The sequence below is a fragment of the Frankia sp. BMG5.60 genome (assembly GCF_059428125.1).
In genome coordinates this window covers 4,884,261-4,900,263 of sequence record NZ_CM182091.1, presented here as the reverse complement: position 1 = coordinate 4,900,263, position 16,003 = coordinate 4,884,261, and the positions used below count along the sequence as shown (strand labels likewise).

Genomic DNA, 16,003 nt, shown 5'->3' with positions numbered 1-16,003 from the left:
GACAGGGTCAGGGGCGTGGAATATGCGAGAGAGAACCACGTTGAACCCACATCTATACCACCCATCGGCGAACCGGCCGAGGCGACACCACACACGACGGCCGGGTAGGGAGCGGGCTGCGCAGGGGAGAACCCCCGGGAAGGCCGCCACCGGGCGCCGTGCCGACCAGTGGCAGCACCGAGAAGGAGCCGCAGGATGCCACGTCACGTGACACTCCGGGGATCCGGGGACAATGAGCCTCCGTCGTCCCACCGGTCGCCCGGAGCGCCGTCGCCAGGCCGACAGTCGCCTGCCGGACAGCCCTCCGCCCCGGCTCGCCCGGAGTCGGCTCACCCGGACCGGCCGATCGACCTCGACGCGGTGTGGGCCTTCGCCGCCGGCTGCGTCACCCCGGCCGAGATCCCCGCGGGTGGGTCGCTCTCGGTACCCGCCGGCGAGGTCGCGCGCCTCCAGACGCCGGCGGCCCGCGCGACCTCAGCGGACCACGGGACGCCGGTGGGACTCGGGACGCCGGTGGGACTCGGGACGTCGGTGGGGATCGAGACGGAGTGGTTCGTCGTGGACAGCCGGGCGGTCCACCGGCCGGTCCCGCCCGCGCGGACCCGCCGGGCGCTCGACTGGATCGCCGGCCTGACCACCGGCGCCGCCGGGCCGGTCCTGCCGGGGGGCAGCCGGCTCACCTTCGAGCCCGGCGGCCAGTTGGAGCTGTCGGGTCCGCCGGCCGGGCTCGCGGCCGCCGTCAAGTCCACCGCCGCGGATCTGCACCTGGTACGGGCGGCGCTGGCCGAGGACGGCCTCGCGATCGTCGGGATGGGGGTCGACCCGCTGCGCGCCGGGGTGTGCCAGACCACCGCGTCCCGGTACGCCGCCATGGAGGAGCATTTCCGGACCGGTGGGGGGACCTCCGGCGAGGTGATGATGTTCTCGACCGCGTCCGTCCAGGTGAATCTGGATCTCGGTGCCACGCCCGCGCAGGCGGCCGACCGGTTTCGGCTGGCTCACGCGGTCGGGCCGGTGCTGACCGCGATGTTCGCCGCCTCGCCGGCGCTGACCGGCCGGCGAACCGGCTGGCGCTCGACCCGCCAGGCGGTCTGGTCGGGTATCGACGCGAGCCGCACCGGCTCCGTGCTGGACCTGTCCGCGCTGCCGGCGGCGGGCGGTGACGCGGGGCCCGGCGCGGCGGCGGCGCGCCCCGGTGATCTCGCCGGCCGCTGGGCGCGGTACCTGCTGGAGGCGAAGCTGATGATGATCGGCGACCCGGCGGGCGACATCGGGCCCGGCGAGGACCGCCGCTTCGTCGCGGCCACCGGCGGGCACACGTTCGGGGACTGGATCGCCGGGCGGGGCCCGGTCGAGCGGGCACCCACCCTCGACGATCTGTCGTACCACGCGACGACACTGTTCCCGCCCGTCCGCCCGCGGGGCTGGTGGGAACTGCGCTACCTCGACGCCCAGCCGGGGGAGGGCTGGCGGGTGGCGGTGGCGGTGGCCACCGCCTTGCTCGACGATCCGGTCGCCGCCGAGGCGGCGGCACAGGCGTGCGCGCCGGTGGCGCGGCGCTGGCCGGCGGCGGCGATGCTCGGCATGGCCGACGAGCCCCTGCGGCTGGCGGCGGTGCGCTGCCTGGAGCTGGCCGCCGCCGCGCTGCGCCGCGCCGGCTGCGCCGACCTCGCGGACGCGGTCGAGATGTTCGGCGAACGTTATCCACAGCGGGGCCGATGTCCGGCCGACGAGCTGTCCGAGCGGTTCATCCTGATCGGCCCGACCGGCCTGATGCGCGAGGAGGCACAACTGTGCGTATCGGTCGCCTGACCCAGGAACCGGCGTCCTCGGCGGCGCCGGTCACCGCCCAGGCCGTGGCCGACGCCCTCGGCCTCGCGCGGGCGCGCTCGCTGGCCTACACCGACATCGACGCCGAGGAACTCGTCCGCCAGCACTCGCCGCTGATGTCGCCGCTGGTCTGGGACCTCGCCCACATCGGCAACTACGAGGACCTGTGGTTGGTGCGCGCGCTCGGCGATGCCGCCGCGACCCGGCCGGGCCTGGACGACGTCTACGACGCCTTCCGGCACAGCCGGGCCAGCCGGATCCGCCTCGCCCTGCTCGACCCGGCCGAGGCCCGCGCCTACCTTCGCGAGGTCCGCGGCCGAACCCTCGACGCCCTCGACCGGCTCGCTCCGCTGCCCACCGACGCCGGGGAGGCCGACGCGCCGCCGGTTCCCGGCGCCGGCGGACCCGGCGAGCCGCCCAGCCCCGGCGGCCCGGCCGCGGACCGGCGCCGGCTGCTCGTCGGCGGCTTCGTCTACGGCATGGTCATCCAGCACGAGCACCAGCACGACGAGACGATGCTCGCCACCCATCAGCTCCGCGCCGGACCGCCACTGCTCGCCCCGGGACAGGCGCCGCCGCCCGGACGGACCGTCCCGCGCGCCGAGGTGCTGGTGCCGGCCGGGCCGTGCACGCTCGGCACGAGCACCGAGCCCTGGGCCTACGACAACGAGCGGCCCGCGCACCGGGTGGACCTGCCGGCGTTCTGGATCGACACCCTGCCGGTGTCCAACCGGGCGCACATCGCCTTCATCGACGCCGGCGGTTACGACGATGAGCGGCTGTGGTCGCCCGCGGGCTGGCAGTGGCGCCGGCAGGAAAACCTGACGGCGCCGGCGTTCTGGTGGCGCGACGGTGAGGTGTGGCTGCGCCGGCGCTTCGGCCGGGTCGAGCCGGTGCCACTCGACGAGCCGGTCCAGCACGTCTGCTGGTACGAGGCCGAGGCGCACGCCCGCTGGGCCGGCCGCCGGCTGCCCACGGAGGCGGAGTGGGAGAAGGCCGCCGCTCACGATCCGGCCACCGGACGTTCACGGCGCTATCCATGGGGCGACGCCGATCCGACGCCGGAGCGTGCCAACCTGGGGCATCGCACGAGTGGCCCGGCCCCGCTGGGGGCCTTTCCCGCGGGCGCGAGTCCCTGCGGAGCCGAGCAGATGATCGGGGACGTGTGGGAATGGACCGCGAGCGGTTTCACTCCGTACCCGGGTTTCCGGTCCCATCCCTACCGCGAGTACAGCGAGGTCTTCTTCCCGAAGCCGGGGACGGATTCGGCGTTCCGGGTCCTGCGCGGGGGAAGCTGGGCGACGGACCCCGCAGCCGTGCGCACCACCTTCCGCAACTGGGACTACCCGATCCGCCGCCAGATCTTCGCGGGCTTCCGCCTGGCTCGCGACGCCGGCTGAACCGATGTGCCGCCACCTCGCCTGGCTCGGAGCGCCGCGCACCCTGGCGCGGCTGACCATGGATGCACCGCACAGCCTGCTGCGCCAGTCCTGGGCGCCGCGCCGGATGCGGCACGGAACGATCAACGCCGACGGCTTCGGGGTCGGCTGGTACGCCCCGGCGCTGCGCGCGCAGCCGGCCCGGGTGCGCCGCGCGGTACCGATGTGGACGGACGCCTCCTACGCGTCGATGGCGGGCACGATCGAGTCCGGCTGCGTGCTGGCCGCAGTGCGCAGCGCCAGCGTGGGCATGCCGGTGGAGGAGTCCTCGACGGCTCCGTTCACCGACGGGACCCGGCTGCTCAGCCACAACGGGCGCGTCGACCCCGGGGCCGTGCGGGCACTGCTGCGCGAGCGGCCCGATGCTCCCACCCCCGACTCCGCGTGCGACTCGGCGTTGCTGGCCGCGCTGGTCTGGGAGCGGGCCGCGAAGCGCCCCCTGGCCGACGCCGTGGCCGACGTCGTGCTGTCCCTGAGTGGCGCCGGGCTCGCGGACCGGCGGGCGGGTGGCGTCGTGCCGTGGGCCGGCGACTGGGCGTCCGGGACGGGACCAGAACCTGCACCGCAGGCGGCGGCGGTGGCCGGAGACGACGTGGCCCGGCTGAACCTGCTGGTGACGGACGGCACCCAGCTCGTGGCGACCGCCTGGCTGGACAGCCTGTCCTACCGAGTGGAACCCGACGGTGTCCTGGTCGCAAGTGAGCCGGATGATGACGAACCCGGCTGGATCGACATTCCGGACCGTCATCTCCTCTTGGCCGACACACGCAAAGTTACTCTTCGTAGTTTGATCCCCTAGATCGGTTACTGTGGGTTGCACCACATCGATGGAGGGCGCCACGATGACACCGAGGACTCCGACGACCACCCCCGCGGGTGCCGTCGGCACCACCGGCCCGGACGGCACCGCGGGCCAAGACGGCACAATCGCCGCGGCGGCACCGCCGGCGGGGCTGACCTTGGACCGGCACGTGAGCGAGGCGGATCGCGCCGTCAACCTGGCCCGCGACGTGCTCACCGGGCTCACCGCGAACCCGCGGGAACTGCCGCCCAAGTGGTTCTACGACGCCACCGGCGGCATGCTGTTCGACGAGATCACCAAGCTGCCGGAGTACTACCCCACCCGGCGTGAGCGGGCGATCCTCGACGGCCACGCGGGCGCCATCGCGGCCGCCTGCGCCGCGGACACGCTCGTCGAACTGGGCTCGGGTACGTCCGAGAAGACCCGGCTGCTGCTCGACGCCCTGCGGGCTGGCGGCGGCCTGCGCCGGTTCGTCGCGTTCGACGTCGACGAGTCCACGCTGACGCAGGCCGGTCAAAGCCTCGTCGCCGCCTACCCGGACCTCGCCGTGCACGCCGTCGTCGGCGACTTCGAGCGGCACCTGGCGCACCTGCCCGGCGGCGGCCGACGCCTGATCGCCTTCCTCGGCGGCACGATCGGCAACATGCGGCCCACCCAGCGCGGTGCCTTCCTGCGCGCGCTGCGCGAGCAGTGCGGCTCCACCGACGCCCTGTTGCTCGGCACGGACCTGGTCAAGGATCCGGACCGGCTCGTCGCCGCCTACGACGACGGGGCCGGGGTGACCGCCGCGTTCAACCGCAACGTGCTCTCCGTGATCAATCGGGAGCTGGGCGCGGACTTCGACATCCGGGGCTTCGCGCACGTCGCCCGCTGGAACGCGGCGGACTCCTGGATCGAGATGCGGCTGCGGGCGGTCCGCGACCAGCGGGTGACCATCGACTCCCTCGCGCTGGCCATCGAATTCCAGCGCGGGGAGGACCTGCTGACCGAGATCAGCGCGAAGTTCACCCGGGACGGCATCACCGCGGAGCTGGCGGACGCCGGCTGGGCGGTGGCCCAGCAGTGGACCGACCCCGAGGGCGACTTCGCCGTGACCCTCGCGACGCCTTCGACCGCGCCGGCGGCGGCCCCGGTCTGAGCCCCCGGCGGCGCGCCCGAGGGCAGGCCGCCAGCCGCCCCGTCGTCGGCCGCCCCGTCGTCAGCCGCCGAGGAGGCTGACGTCGCGGGCGGCACCGGTCGACGCCGAGGTCGCCATCGCGGCGTAGGCGCGCAGGGCCGCCGAGACGGCGCGCTCCCGGTCCGCCGGCCGATAGCCGCCGGCCGCCTCCAGCTCGGCACGGCGCCGCGCCAGCTCCTCGTCCGAGACGAGCAGCTCCAGCCTGCGCGTCGGAATGTCGATGTCGATGACGTCGCCGTCACGGACGAGGGCGATCGTGCCGCCGTGCGCCGCCTCCGGCGAGACGTGGCCGATCGACAGGCCCGAGCTCCCGCCGGAGAACCGGCCATCGGTGATCAGCGCGCACTTCGGCCCGAGCCCCCGCCCCTTGAGGAAGGCGGTCGGGTAGAGCATCTCCTGCATGCCGGGGCCGCCGCGGGGGCCCTCGTACCGGACGATGATCACATCGCCGGGCTGGACCCGCTTGTTCAGGATGGCGTCGACCGCGTCCTCCTGGCTTTCGACGACGAGCGCCGGGCCACGGAAGGACCACTGACTCTCGTCCACCCCGGCGGTCTTGACGACCGCGCCGTCGGCGGCGAGGTTGCCGAACAGAACGGCGAGGCCGCCCTCGGCGGAGTAGGCGTGCTCGACGGAGCGGATGCAGCCGTTCGCCGCGTCGGTGTCGAGGGAATCCCAGCGGTTGGTCGAGCTGAACGGCTCGATGGTGCGCACCCCGCCCGGCGCCGCGTGGAACAGCTCGACCGCGTCCGGCGCGGGGTCCGCGCCGCGGATGTCCCAACGGTCGAGGAACTCCCGCAGGCTGGCGGCGTGCACCGAGTGGGTGTCCTGGTCGAGCAGGCCGGCCCGGTCCAGCTCGCCGAGGATCGCCGGGATCCCGCCCGCCCGGTGCACGTCCTCCATGTAGTACCGGGTGGAGCTCGGCGCGACCTTGCACAGGCAGGGCACGGTGCGCGAGATCTGGTCGATGTCGGCGAGCGTCACGTCGACTCCGGCCTCGACGGCGGCGGCGAGCAGGTGCAGCACGGTGTTCGTCGAGCCGCCCATCGCCACGTCCACGGCGAACGCGTTGCGGAACGCCGCCGCCGTCGCGATCGAGCGGGGCAGGACGGCCTCGTCGTCCTTCTCGTAGTAGCGCCGGGCCAGGTCGACGACGAGCCGGCCGGCCTCGACGAACAGCTCGCGGCGGGCGGCGGAGGTGGCCAGCGTCGAGCCGTTGCCGGGCAGGGAGAGCCCCATCGCCTCGGTCAGGCAGTTCATCGAGTTCGCGGTGAACATGCCGGAGCAGGAGCCGCAGGTGGGGCACGCCGACCGCTCGATCGTCGACAGGTCGTCGTCGGAGACCTCCGGGTTCACGGCCGCGGACATCGCCGTGATGAGGTCGAGCTTGGACCGGGCAGTGCCCCCGGAGATCACCGCGTTGCCGGACTCCATCGCCCCGCCGGAGACGAACACGGTCGGGATGTTGAGCCGCAGTGCCGCGAGCAGCATGCCGGGGGTGATCTTGTCGCAGTTGGAGATGCAGACCAGCGCGTCGGCGCAGTGCGCGTTGACCATGTACTCGACGCTGTCGGCGATGATCTCCCGCGACGGCAGCGAGTACAGCATCCCGCCGTGCCCCATCGCGATGCCGTCGTCGACCGCGATCGTGTTGAACTCCCGGCCCACTCCCCCGGACTCCGCAACCGCCTCCGCGACCAGGGCGCCGAGGTCACGCAGATGCACGTGGCCCGGCACGAACTGGGTGAAGCTGTTCGCAATGGCGATGATCGGCTTGCCGAAGTCGTCATCGGTCATGCCGGTCGCGCGCCACAGGGCGCGGGCCCCGGCCATGTTCCGGCCATGCGTGGTGGTACGGGAGCGGAGAGCGGGCATCTCGACCTCGGACATCACGTCGGCTACGCCCCGACGGGGACCGCCGACAGCGGACTGGCGATGCCACGACGGTACGCCACATCTCGGGCGCCGCCCTGCGCAGCGGCCCGGTCAGCCCGAAGCCGCGCGGGCCACCCCGCACCTGTCCCCCTCTGTCCGGAGGGTTCCGCGCCCGATTTATCCCTCTGGATAAGCAGGAGCTGGGGTTCGCACGGGCTCTCCCTGCCCGTCCACAGGCTCCGCACCCACTTCGTCCCCTGTGGACGGACGGAGGCAGGCCGGGAGTCCGGCGCCGGGGTCGAGGTCAGGCGACGGGTCGGTCAGCCGTCGGAGTCGGGTTCGTCGGGTGCCGACCGAGGCTGCCGTGGGGACGCGTCACCCGGACGCTGCCCGGGCGGCGGGGCCGCCCAGGGGTAGCCGGCTATCCGGCGCCCGGCACCTCGCCCACCCGCCGGGCCGGGCGGCGAACCGGCGCCGGTTGCCGGCCCACCATCCGGCGCGGTCGGATCGGTCGGGCGGTCGGGACCATCCCGGCCGGCCGCGGGGTCCGGGAACTCGTCGAAGGTCGGCGGGTAGTCAGGGATGGGCGGGATCGGCGGGAAGTCGGGGATCGGGGGGAAGTCAGGGATGGGGGAGAAGTCGGGGACCGACGGGTGCTCGGCCAGCGGCGGGTAGTCCGGGATCGGCGGGAAGTCCGAGCGGGGCGGACCGTCCGCGGCCCCCCGCGGGCGGCCGTCGGGCTTCCCGGGAGGAGTCCCGCGGCGACCGCCGGCCGCCGGCGCGCCAGGCCAGCCGGGTGGCGGGACGGGCACCGCGCCACCCGGCTGGCCAGCCGGCGGGGGACCCTGATAGCCGGACTGACCTGGCACTCCAGGCCGACCACCCTGCGGGCCCGGCCAACCTGGATACCCGGGCTGAGCCGGATAGCCCGGATGGCCGGGCTGACCCGAGTAACCGGGCTGACCCGGGTAACCGGGCTGTCCAGGCTGAGCCGGATAACCGGGCTGACCCGAGTAACCGGGCTGTCCAGGCTGAGCCGGATAACCGGGCTGACCCGGATTGCCGATCGGCTGACCGGGGTACCCGACCGGCTGCTGACCGTCGGGGCCAGGCTGGCCGGGCTGCGGCGGGCCGCCGCGGCGAGTTCCCTTCCGGCTGGCCAGGGGCCGACGCCGCCGCCACTGATCCCGGATCACCCAGACGAGTCCCAGCGAGGCAGCGGTGCCGGCGATCGGCCCCACCCAGGATCGAGCGATGAGCAGGTAGAGGGTCAGGACGCCCGTGAAGGCGTAGCCGGTCACGAAGAACGCGAACGGGCGGATCTGGAACCTGGTGATCTGCTCGCGGAGCAGGATCGCCGGGATCAGCCAGATGAGGAAGCCGAAGAAGCCGGCCGTCAACGGCGCGACGAACAGATACCCGAAGAACGCTTCCATGGTCAGGGGTCCAGGCGGTCGCGGGGTGGGTCAGGCCGGGCCGGGACCGGCCGGGACGTCCACGCCGTGCACCACGGACGGCGGACCGGCGAAGTACGGTCCAAGCGCCGCGCGCCAGCGGACGAAACGGTCGGACTCCCGGAAGTTCTTCAGGTGGCTGTCCAGGGTGTCCCACTCGACAAGCAGCACGAAGCTCGACGGCGACTCGATGCCCCGCGTCAGCCGCGCGGACCGGCAGCCGGGCGTGCCGACCACCTCCGTGCGCACCTCCCGGTAGGCGGCCACGAACTTCTCCTCGGTGCCGGGCTGAACGTCGAAGCGGGCGATCTCCAGGATGCCCGACGCCTCGGGCCCACTGTTCCCGCCGTCACTCACCGGACGTCTCCTCGATGCGCTGCATGTTCCCGGTCGTCCCCACGTTCCCGGTCGTCATAGCGCCCAGTGTGTCACCGTCCGGGGATCGTGGTCCGCCGACCGGCGCAGGTGGGCACCGGGCTGGGCACGGGGCCGGGCAGGGGTCAGTTCGCCATGTCGACGAATCGCGAGTAGTGCCCCTGGAAGGCGACGGTGACGGTGCCGGTCGGCCCGTTGCGATGCTTGGCGATGATGAGGTCCGCCTCGCCGGCGCGCGCCGACTCCTTCTCGACCGTGTCCTCCCGGTAGAGCAGGATGACCGCGTCGGCGTCCTGTTCGAGGCTGCCAGACTCGCGCAGGTCGGAGACCTGGGGGCGCTTGTCGGCCCGCTGCTCGGAGGCGCGGTTGAGCTGGGAGATCGCCACTACCGGCACGTCGAGTTCCTTGGCCAGCAGCTTCAGCGACCGTGAGATCTCGCTGACCTCCTGCTGGCGGCTCTCGACCTTCTTCGGCGACGACATCAACTGCAGGTAGTCGAGGATGACCAGACGCAGCTCGTTGCGCTGCTTGAGCCGGCGGGCCTTGGCCCTGATCTCCATCATCGTCAGGTGCGGGCTGTCGTCGATGAACAGCGGCGCCTCGGCCACCTCGCCCATCCGGCGGGCCAGCCTGGCCCAGTCGTCGTCGGTGAGCCGGCCGGTGCGGATGTTCTGCAGCGACACCCGCGCCTCGGCCGACAGCAGCCGCATGGTGATCTCCATGCGGCTCATCTCCAGCGAGAAGATGACCGAGGTCAACCCGTTTTTGATCGACGCGGCCCGCGCGAAATCCAACCCCAGCGTCGAGTTGTGCGTCGGGACACAGGTCTCGCCCGCGAGGTAGAGATGATCGGGGCTGTCGACCTCGACGCATCGGACCGGCACAGACACGATCGACCGGACATCCGTGATGTACCGCACCCCCGCCGCCTGGCGTCCGGTCGGCCGCAGTCGGGCAGCCTTGCGCGCAAGCCGGAAGACCTGATCCTGGGGAGCGAAGTTCACAGTGAAACAGATGGACGTTTCCTCCGACTTTCCCCGTACCCGCTTCGCCATGACGGCCGCCTGATAGCCCAGCGAGAGAACGAGCTCACGCACCTCTCGGGCCAGCCTCGGGTTGGTGGAGGCGAACTGGGCGGTTGACCCGTCGCTCGCCACGGTGCCGTCGGTGTCCAGCAGGCCTGCCAGCAGGTCACGGCGTTGCTGCTCGCTCGCCCGCAGATAACTGGCCGGGATGTGCTTGTCGCCCAGCACGCCGAGGGTGCGCAGCCGGGCCTGCAACGGCCCGGCCTGGGCATGGCAGGAACGGCAGCGCGGCCCGAAGCTGGTTGTCCGGCCCCCGCAGTCCACGCAGCTTCGAGCCGGAAGCGGCTCCGCGAGGAAACGCGGCTTGCCCCCGCAGGACTGGCCACAGGTGCGGACGCCGGGCATCGCGTTGGTGAACGGCCGCCCACACACCATGCAGGCCCTCTCGGTCACCGCAGGCCGCCGCAGCCCCAGTCGATAGCGGTACCTCGCACCGGTGCTGCCCACGACGTCGTAGCCCCGACGCCGGATCTCGTCGGGAATCTCAGGATCAGCCGAGGTCAGGCTCGCGCAGGCCGACGTTCCGTCACCGAGCCAGACTCCCAGCACATAAGGGTCGACCGGCAGGTCGACCGGCGGCAACTGGAACGGGCCGGCATTGCGCACCGCGTGGTTGCAACGACGATCGGCAGTCCGACAACGCAGGGTGCGGGCGATCTCCTCCGTGGTGACCGGTCTGGTGAGCGTCGCGGAACGGGAGCCCGAACGAACCGCGCCGCCAGGGCGACGCTCCGCCCGGGTCTGCGTGATCCACTGATGCTGACCGTCCGCCACGATCACGGACCCGTCGGAGAACTCGACCTCGTAGCACGGCCGGCCGTGCATCACATCGGTGGCGGCGACGACTCGCGTCGGCCGCCCGTCGGCACCGATCAGCATGTCGCCGACGGTGACGCGGCCCATCGTGGTCCAGCCGGTCGGGGTGGGGAGCGCAGTGTCGAGGGCCAGCGCCTTTCCGACGGCCGGGCGGGCCGCGACGATCCAGAGCTGGCCGCCGTGCAGGCCGTTCGTCAGCTCGTCGAGGTCCACGAAGCCGGTCGGCACGCCGGTCAGCGCGCCTTCCCCGCGGCCCTGGATCGACTCGATCTCCTCCAGAGCCGGGTTGAGCAGCTCTCCCAGCGGCAGGTAGTCGTCGTTCGACCGCCGCTCGGTGACCTCGTACACGGCGGCCTGAGCGCGATCCACGACGTCGCTGACGTCGGGGGCGGCGCCGTAGGCGAGCTGGACGATGCGGGTGCCCGCCTCGGCGAGGCGGCGCAGGACCGCCTTCTCGGCGACGATGCGCGCGTAGTAACCGGCATTCGCCGCGGTGGGCACGCTCGAGATCAGGGTGTGCATGTACCCCGGGCCGCCGACCCGCTCCAGCAGGTCGCGGCGGCTGAGCTCGGCCGCGACACTGATGACGTCGGCGGGCTCGCCCCGGCCGTACAGGTCGCCGATGACCTCGTAGACGAGTCCGTGGGCCGGGCGGTAGAAGTCCGCCATCCGCAGGACCTCGACGACGTCGGCGATGGCGTCCTTCGACAGCAACATGCCGCCAAGCACGCTCTGCTCGGCCGGAAGGTCGTGGGGCGGGGTTCGCTCGAACTCCGCGCCGCCGCCTGCGCCGCCACGCGAGATCTCGGTGACGCTCACGACGTACCCTCCCCGCTCTCCCGCAGATCCAGATTCGAACACATGTTCGTACACATCAGGGCCGCGGTCAACGGGCCACGCCGCCGTGCCCCGCAGATCCCGGCCACCCGTCGACCCCCGTCACGCCGCGTCCGGTCCGGCGGCCGACCGACCGCCGGACCCCTCGACCGACCCACCCTCGGCTGCTCGCCCCACCGGCGTCCCCGCCCCGGCGTCCCTGCCTCGACGATCCGGCTCGGCAGTCCGGTTGACAGTCCGTTCCGGCCGAGTCGCCATCTGGCGACCGATCGCACCGCTACGCGACCCGTGCACCTGGTGAGCGGCCGCCGAGCTGGCCGGGCGAGTCCGGCGGACCCAGTCTGGAGGGTCCGACCATACGGATCGACGAGCACCCCCACCAAAAAGTTATCCACAGGCCCATGTGGAAAAGCTGTGGGTAACCTGCCTGAACCTGGGGAGGAGCTCGGGACAGCGGCTCGCGCCCTGTGGATAACAAGGATCACAAGACGGAGGGTCCGCAGGTACAGCAAGCACAGCCGACCCGCCTCCTGTGGATAAAAAGGGGCGGAAGAAAGTTCGTCGCGCACCGGTCCCGCAACGACGAACTCCCCCGGACCGAGGACCACCGCTGGGGTGGGTCGGCCGGGGGAGTTCGTCAGTCCGGGGCATCCGCGCCTCGCCGGCGAGGCGGCGATGCCGCCTCGCCGAGGGCCGGTGCCGCCGGTCCTATGCCTTCTTGACCTGGAGCTTCACCGAGGCGGTCACCTCGGGGTGAAGGTGCACGGCAACGGTGTACGCCCCGAGCGACTTGATCGGCGTGGTCAGCTCGACCCGCCGACGGTCCAGCTCGGGACCGCCCGCCGCGGTGACGGCCTCGACCACGTCGGCCGCCGTCACCGAGCCGAACAGCCGGCCTTCCTTGCCGGCCCGGCTGATCAGCTCGACCTTGAGGCCACCGAGCTGGCCGGCGATCTCCTGGGCGTGGCCGAGGTCGCGGACCGCCCGAGCCGAGCGGGCCCGCTTGATCTGCTCGACCTGGCGCTCCGCGCCCTTCGTCGCGAGGATCGCGTACCTGCGCGGCACGAGATAGTTACGCCCGTAGCCGTTGGCGACCTCGACGATGTCACCCGGGCTGCCGAGGCCGGGGACCTCCTGGGTCAGGATGAGCTTCATCCCGCCACCCCCTAGCGGGCCGAGGCGGTGTAGGGCAGCAGCGCCATCTCGCGGCTGTTCTTCACCGCCGTCGCCACGTCGCGCTGGTGCTGGCTGCAGTTGCCGCTCACCCGCCGGGCGCGGATCTTGCCCCGGTCCGAGATGTACTTGCGCAGCAGCGAGGTGTCCTTGAAGTCGATGTACTCGACCTTGTCCTTACAGAAGACGCAAACCTTCTTCTTGGGCTTGCGCACGGCCGCCTTGGCCACGGAAGTGCTCCTACCTCGTTGTGTCGACCGCGAGGACGACGAGCGCCCGCTCAAAACGGAGGCTCGTCTGAGTAGCCACCGGCCGGCTGCTGCGACCAGGGGTCATCATTCGGAACTCCGCCGGCCGGCGCGCCGGAGGGGACGCTGGCGGGCGCGCCGTAGCCGCCACCACCGCCGCCACCGCTGTAGCCACCGCCACCACCACCACCACCGCTGCCGCCACCGCGGGCGGCGCGGACGACCTTGGCGGTCGCGTAACGCAGACTTGGGCCGACTTCGTCGACCTCGAGCTCAATCACAGTGCGCTTCTCACCCTCGCGAGTCTCGAACGAGCGCTGCTTGAGCCGGCCCGTGACAATGACCCGGGCGCCCTTCTGCAGCGACTCGGCGACGTGCTCGGCGGCCTGACGCCAGATGGAACAGCGCAGGAACAGCGCCTCGCCGTCTTTCCACTCGTTGGTCTGGCGGTCCATCGTGCGCGGCGTGGAGGCGATGGTGAAGCTCGCCACCGCGGCGCCGTTCGACGTGAACCGCAGCTCGGGGTCGCTGGTCAGGTTGCCAACGACGGTGATGATCGTCTCACCGGCCATGGGCGCCCTCCCGGATGTCGGCGGTCCACGACGGCGAGGAGATCGCCGTCGCCGCGGACCGGGTCATGCCGCCACCCGGCGGCTCTGGCGAGGCTTCTTCGGCTCGGGAAGCCGGATGACCTTCGTGCGGATGACCGACTCGTTCAGGACGAGCTGACGGTCGAGCTCGGCGACCACGTCCGGCTCCGCGTGCAGATCGATCACCGCGTAGATGCCCTCGTTGCTCTTCGCGATCTCGTAGGCGAGCCGGCGCCGCCCCCAGATGTCGACCTTCTCGACCACACCGCCGCCCTGCCGGACGACGCCAAGGTACTGGTCGAGAGACGGCGCAACGGTGCGTTCCTCGAGATCCGCGGCAAGGATCACCATGAGTTCGTAATGACGTGCCAAGTTGAACCCACCTCCTGTGGACTCAGCGGCCACGGATTCTCCGTGGCAGGAGGAGCCGTGGAACGGATCTGCGTCGCCGCGGACGCGCGCGGCGACGCAGATCCAGGAGGGATCGTCCACCGGCACATCCGGACGATCAGCAGTGCACTGCGGCCGCTCGCGGCAGGCGGACGATCTCGACGAGATCACCGGCTGACCAGCGAACAGACGCGTGCGCCGACGCACGGCGTGTCCCGATGAGCTTACTCGATCCTTTTCGGCGTCCCGGGCGCCCCGACGGCCAGGACCACACGCAGCCAGGCGGTCGCCACCCCGGCCAGGCAGACTAGATCAACCGAGACGAGCAACCCGCGCAGGTGCCGCGACGGAGCGGGATCCGCGATCGCCAGCCCGAGCACCACGAGCGCGGCCAGGCCCGCGAGCCCGGCCGCCAGTCGGGCGAGGGAGTGCGGACCCATGCCTGCGGCGCCGCCCGGGCGACCGTCGTCCGAGCGGCCCTCATCGGACGAAGCGTCCACACCGGCCCCGGATCCGACGTCAGGCCGACCCGGCCGGGGCTCCCCGGTATCCACCGCATCGTCCTTTCGTCACCTGGCTCCGACGCGGCGACGCGCGCGTCAGCGACATCGTCGCGCATCCCCCGTCTGGACGGTCGTACCGCCGCACCGACATCCAACGCGTCGGGCAGGGTCAGTCGACCCACTGCCCCTGGGTGAAGGCGATGACCAGCGCCGCCATCACGGGAACGCACAGAGACAGGTACACCGGCGCGACCCGGGGACTGCGCGCGGCCGCCCGCGCGAGCAGTAGGTAGAGCGGGAAGGCGACCAGAATTCCGCGGATGCCCGAGGCGTAGTAGTTCGTGCACGCCATGATCGTGGTCATCACGCCGACGAAGGTCGCCTCCCCCCACCGCTGGCCGACCAGCAGGACGACCGTCAGCAGCACGCCGACGACCACCGCGAGCAGCTCCCCCCGCCAGAACCACACGAAGGTCGACGCCCCGTTGCCGTCGGTTGCCGACCCCCAGGTGGTCGCCCATCCGGACCAGGGCCAGTCGGTGCCGCGATGCCAGCCGTCGCGCATGGCGTCGGTATAGGCACCCCAGCCGCCGGTACGCGCGCGCAGGTAGCCCAGGTAGGCGAGGACCGGGATCGGCGGAAGGGCCAGCGACAGCGCCGGCCAGGCGAACACCGGCCGTCCCGCGGCGCGCCGGCCGACGACGTACTGCACGGCAAGGGCCACGCCGAAGGCGACACCGCTGATCCGCGTACCCGCCGCCCCCGCACCGAGCAGGCCGGCCAGCCACCAGCGCTGCCGACGGGCGGCCAGCCAGGACGCCGTCGCGAACGCCAGGAACAGCCCCTCCGAATAGGCGGCGAACAGGAACACCGCGTAGGGGAAGGCGATCAGGCTGACGACGGCGAACCTCGCGCCCGTCGGGCCCACCTCGTCCGCGGCCAGGCGCCAGAGCGCGGCCACGGTGACGGCGCCGGCGAGCAGGGAGACGACGAGACCGGCGGCGATCCAGTCCGGCACGACAAGATGGACACCGCGGATGGCCAGCGGCAGGCCGGGAAAGTCGACCTCGGTGCGGTCCGAGTAGGCGGGGGAGAGATAGCCGTACCGGGCGACCTTGGTGAACAGGCCGACGTCCCAGCGGTCCCAGAGGGTGCGCAGCCCGGGGGCGTCGCGGGCCGGACGCGAGGTCAGCGCCCTCGCCGCGGCGAGGGAGAGGATCGCGACGGCGATCCGGCTGCCGAGCCAGAGCGGCAGCGTGGCCCGAACGGACTCCGGCAGGCGGGACCAGCCCGAACGGACGGTGCCGGTGAGGCCGCGAGGGGCGGCGAGTTCGTCTACGCCGCCCCGGCTTCCCGATCCGTCCTGCTCCCTGTCGTTCCGCGTCCCCTGACCGGGCCGCTCCCCCTGA

14 protein-coding genes are annotated in these 16,003 nt (G+C 72.4%); 4 read left to right on the top strand and 10 right to left on the bottom strand.

Going from position 1 to position 16,003, the window contains the following annotated elements:
- The first annotated feature begins 195 nt into the window (after positions 1–195).
- From egtA to egtD, 4 genes are read left to right on the top strand one after another with little or no spacing between them, the layout of a single operon-like run.
- Complete coding sequence (gene egtA / locus AC5R91_RS20130; RefSeq protein ID WP_495392879.1) at positions 196–1,812, top strand: ergothioneine biosynthesis glutamate--cysteine ligase EgtA; 1,617 nt, start codon at positions 196–198, stop codon at positions 1,810–1,812.
- The gene (gene egtB / locus AC5R91_RS20125) at positions 1,794–3,230 is read left to right on the top strand and encodes an ergothioneine biosynthesis protein EgtB (RefSeq protein WP_495392878.1); all 1,437 of its coding nucleotides are present in this window, start codon (positions 1,794–1,796) and stop codon (positions 3,228–3,230) included. Before egtA ends, egtB begins: the two co-directional genes overlap by 19 nt.
- A 4-nt stretch (positions 3,231–3,234) precedes the next feature.
- Entirely contained in the window at positions 3,235–4,068 is an 834-nt protein-coding gene (egtC, locus tag AC5R91_RS20120; RefSeq protein ID WP_495392877.1) for an ergothioneine biosynthesis protein EgtC, read from the top strand.
- A gap of 43 nt (positions 4,069–4,111) precedes the next feature.
- The gene (gene egtD, locus AC5R91_RS20115; RefSeq protein ID WP_495392876.1) at positions 4,112–5,209 is read left to right on the top strand and encodes an L-histidine N(alpha)-methyltransferase; all 1,098 of its coding nucleotides are present in this window, start codon (positions 4,112–4,114) and stop codon (positions 5,207–5,209) included.
- 60 nt (positions 5,210–5,269) lie between these two features.
- Here the strand turns inward: egtD and ilvD are convergent, their stop codons facing one another.
- The 10 genes from ilvD to AC5R91_RS20065 form a co-directional block, all read right to left on the bottom strand.
- Positions 5,270–7,123, bottom strand: a complete 1,854-nt coding sequence (gene ilvD, locus AC5R91_RS20110) for a dihydroxy-acid dehydratase (protein ID WP_495398012.1) — start codon at positions 7,121–7,123, stop codon at positions 5,270–5,272.
- A 320-nt stretch (positions 7,124–7,443) separates the two neighbouring features.
- Positions 7,444–8,559, bottom strand: coding sequence for a hypothetical protein (locus AC5R91_RS20105; protein ID WP_495392875.1), 1,116 nt, complete (start codon positions 8,557–8,559; stop codon positions 7,444–7,446).
- 30 nt (positions 8,560–8,589) lie between these two features.
- A complete protein-coding gene (locus tag AC5R91_RS20100) occupies positions 8,590–8,934 on the bottom strand; it encodes an antibiotic biosynthesis monooxygenase family protein (RefSeq protein WP_495392874.1) in 345 nt (114 codons plus the stop codon).
- 143 nt (positions 8,935–9,077) lie between these two features.
- Positions 9,078–11,672: a replicative DNA helicase gene (gene dnaB, locus AC5R91_RS20095; protein ID WP_495392873.1), complete on the bottom strand. Its 2,595-nt coding sequence runs from the start codon at positions 11,670–11,672 to the stop codon at positions 9,078–9,080.
- A 726-nt stretch (positions 11,673–12,398) separates the two neighbouring features.
- Complete coding sequence (gene rplI / locus AC5R91_RS20090; protein ID WP_495392872.1) at positions 12,399–12,845, bottom strand: 50S ribosomal protein L9; 447 nt, start codon at positions 12,843–12,845, stop codon at positions 12,399–12,401.
- An 11-nt stretch (positions 12,846–12,856) separates the two neighbouring features.
- Positions 12,857–13,093 carry a 30S ribosomal protein S18 gene (gene rpsR, locus AC5R91_RS20085; protein WP_009741495.1) on the bottom strand — a complete coding sequence of 79 codons (237 nt, stop codon included), beginning with the start codon at positions 13,091–13,093 and terminating at the stop codon, positions 12,857–12,859.
- A gap of 50 nt (positions 13,094–13,143) precedes the next feature.
- Complete coding sequence (locus AC5R91_RS20080; protein WP_495392871.1) at positions 13,144–13,683, bottom strand: single-stranded DNA-binding protein; 540 nt, start codon at positions 13,681–13,683, stop codon at positions 13,144–13,146.
- Positions 13,684–13,746: 63 nt separating this feature from the next.
- Entirely contained in the window at positions 13,747–14,073 is a 327-nt protein-coding gene (rpsF, locus tag AC5R91_RS20075) for a 30S ribosomal protein S6 (protein WP_495392870.1), read from the bottom strand.
- A 242-nt stretch (positions 14,074–14,315) separates the two neighbouring features.
- A complete protein-coding gene (locus AC5R91_RS20070; RefSeq protein WP_495392869.1) occupies positions 14,316–14,531 on the bottom strand; it encodes a hypothetical protein in 216 nt (71 codons plus the stop codon).
- Positions 14,532–14,763: 232 nt separating this feature from the next.
- Positions 14,764–15,873 carry a hypothetical protein gene (locus tag AC5R91_RS20065; RefSeq protein WP_495398011.1) on the bottom strand — a complete coding sequence of 370 codons (1,110 nt, stop codon included), beginning with the start codon at positions 15,871–15,873 and terminating at the stop codon, positions 14,764–14,766.
- Positions 15,874–16,003 lie beyond the last annotated feature (130 nt).

Bases quoted from the DNA above. Each gene is read 5' to 3' on its own strand.
- egtD (WP_495392876.1), top strand. From the start codon at position 4,112: ATGACACCGAGGACTCCGACGACCACCCCCGCGGGTGCCGTCGGCACC.
- rplI (WP_495392872.1), bottom strand. From the start codon at position 12,845: ATGAAGCTCATCCTGACCCAGGAGGTCCCCGGCCTCGGCAGCCCGGGT.
- AC5R91_RS20070 (WP_495392869.1), bottom strand. From the start codon at position 14,531: ATGGGTCCGCACTCCCTCGCCCGACTGGCGGCCGGGCTCGCGGGCCTG.
- AC5R91_RS20080 (WP_495392871.1), bottom strand. From the start codon at position 13,683: ATGGCCGGTGAGACGATCATCACCGTCGTTGGCAACCTGACCAGCGAC.
- ilvD (WP_495398012.1), bottom strand. From the start codon at position 7,123: ATGCCCGCTCTCCGCTCCCGTACCACCACGCATGGCCGGAACATGGCC.
- AC5R91_RS20105 (WP_495392875.1), bottom strand. From the start codon at position 8,559: ATGGAAGCGTTCTTCGGGTATCTGTTCGTCGCGCCGTTGACGGCCGGC.
- egtC (WP_495392877.1), top strand. From the start codon at position 3,235: ATGTGCCGCCACCTCGCCTGGCTCGGAGCGCCGCGCACCCTGGCGCGG.
- egtA (WP_495392879.1), top strand. From the start codon at position 196: ATGCCACGTCACGTGACACTCCGGGGATCCGGGGACAATGAGCCTCCG.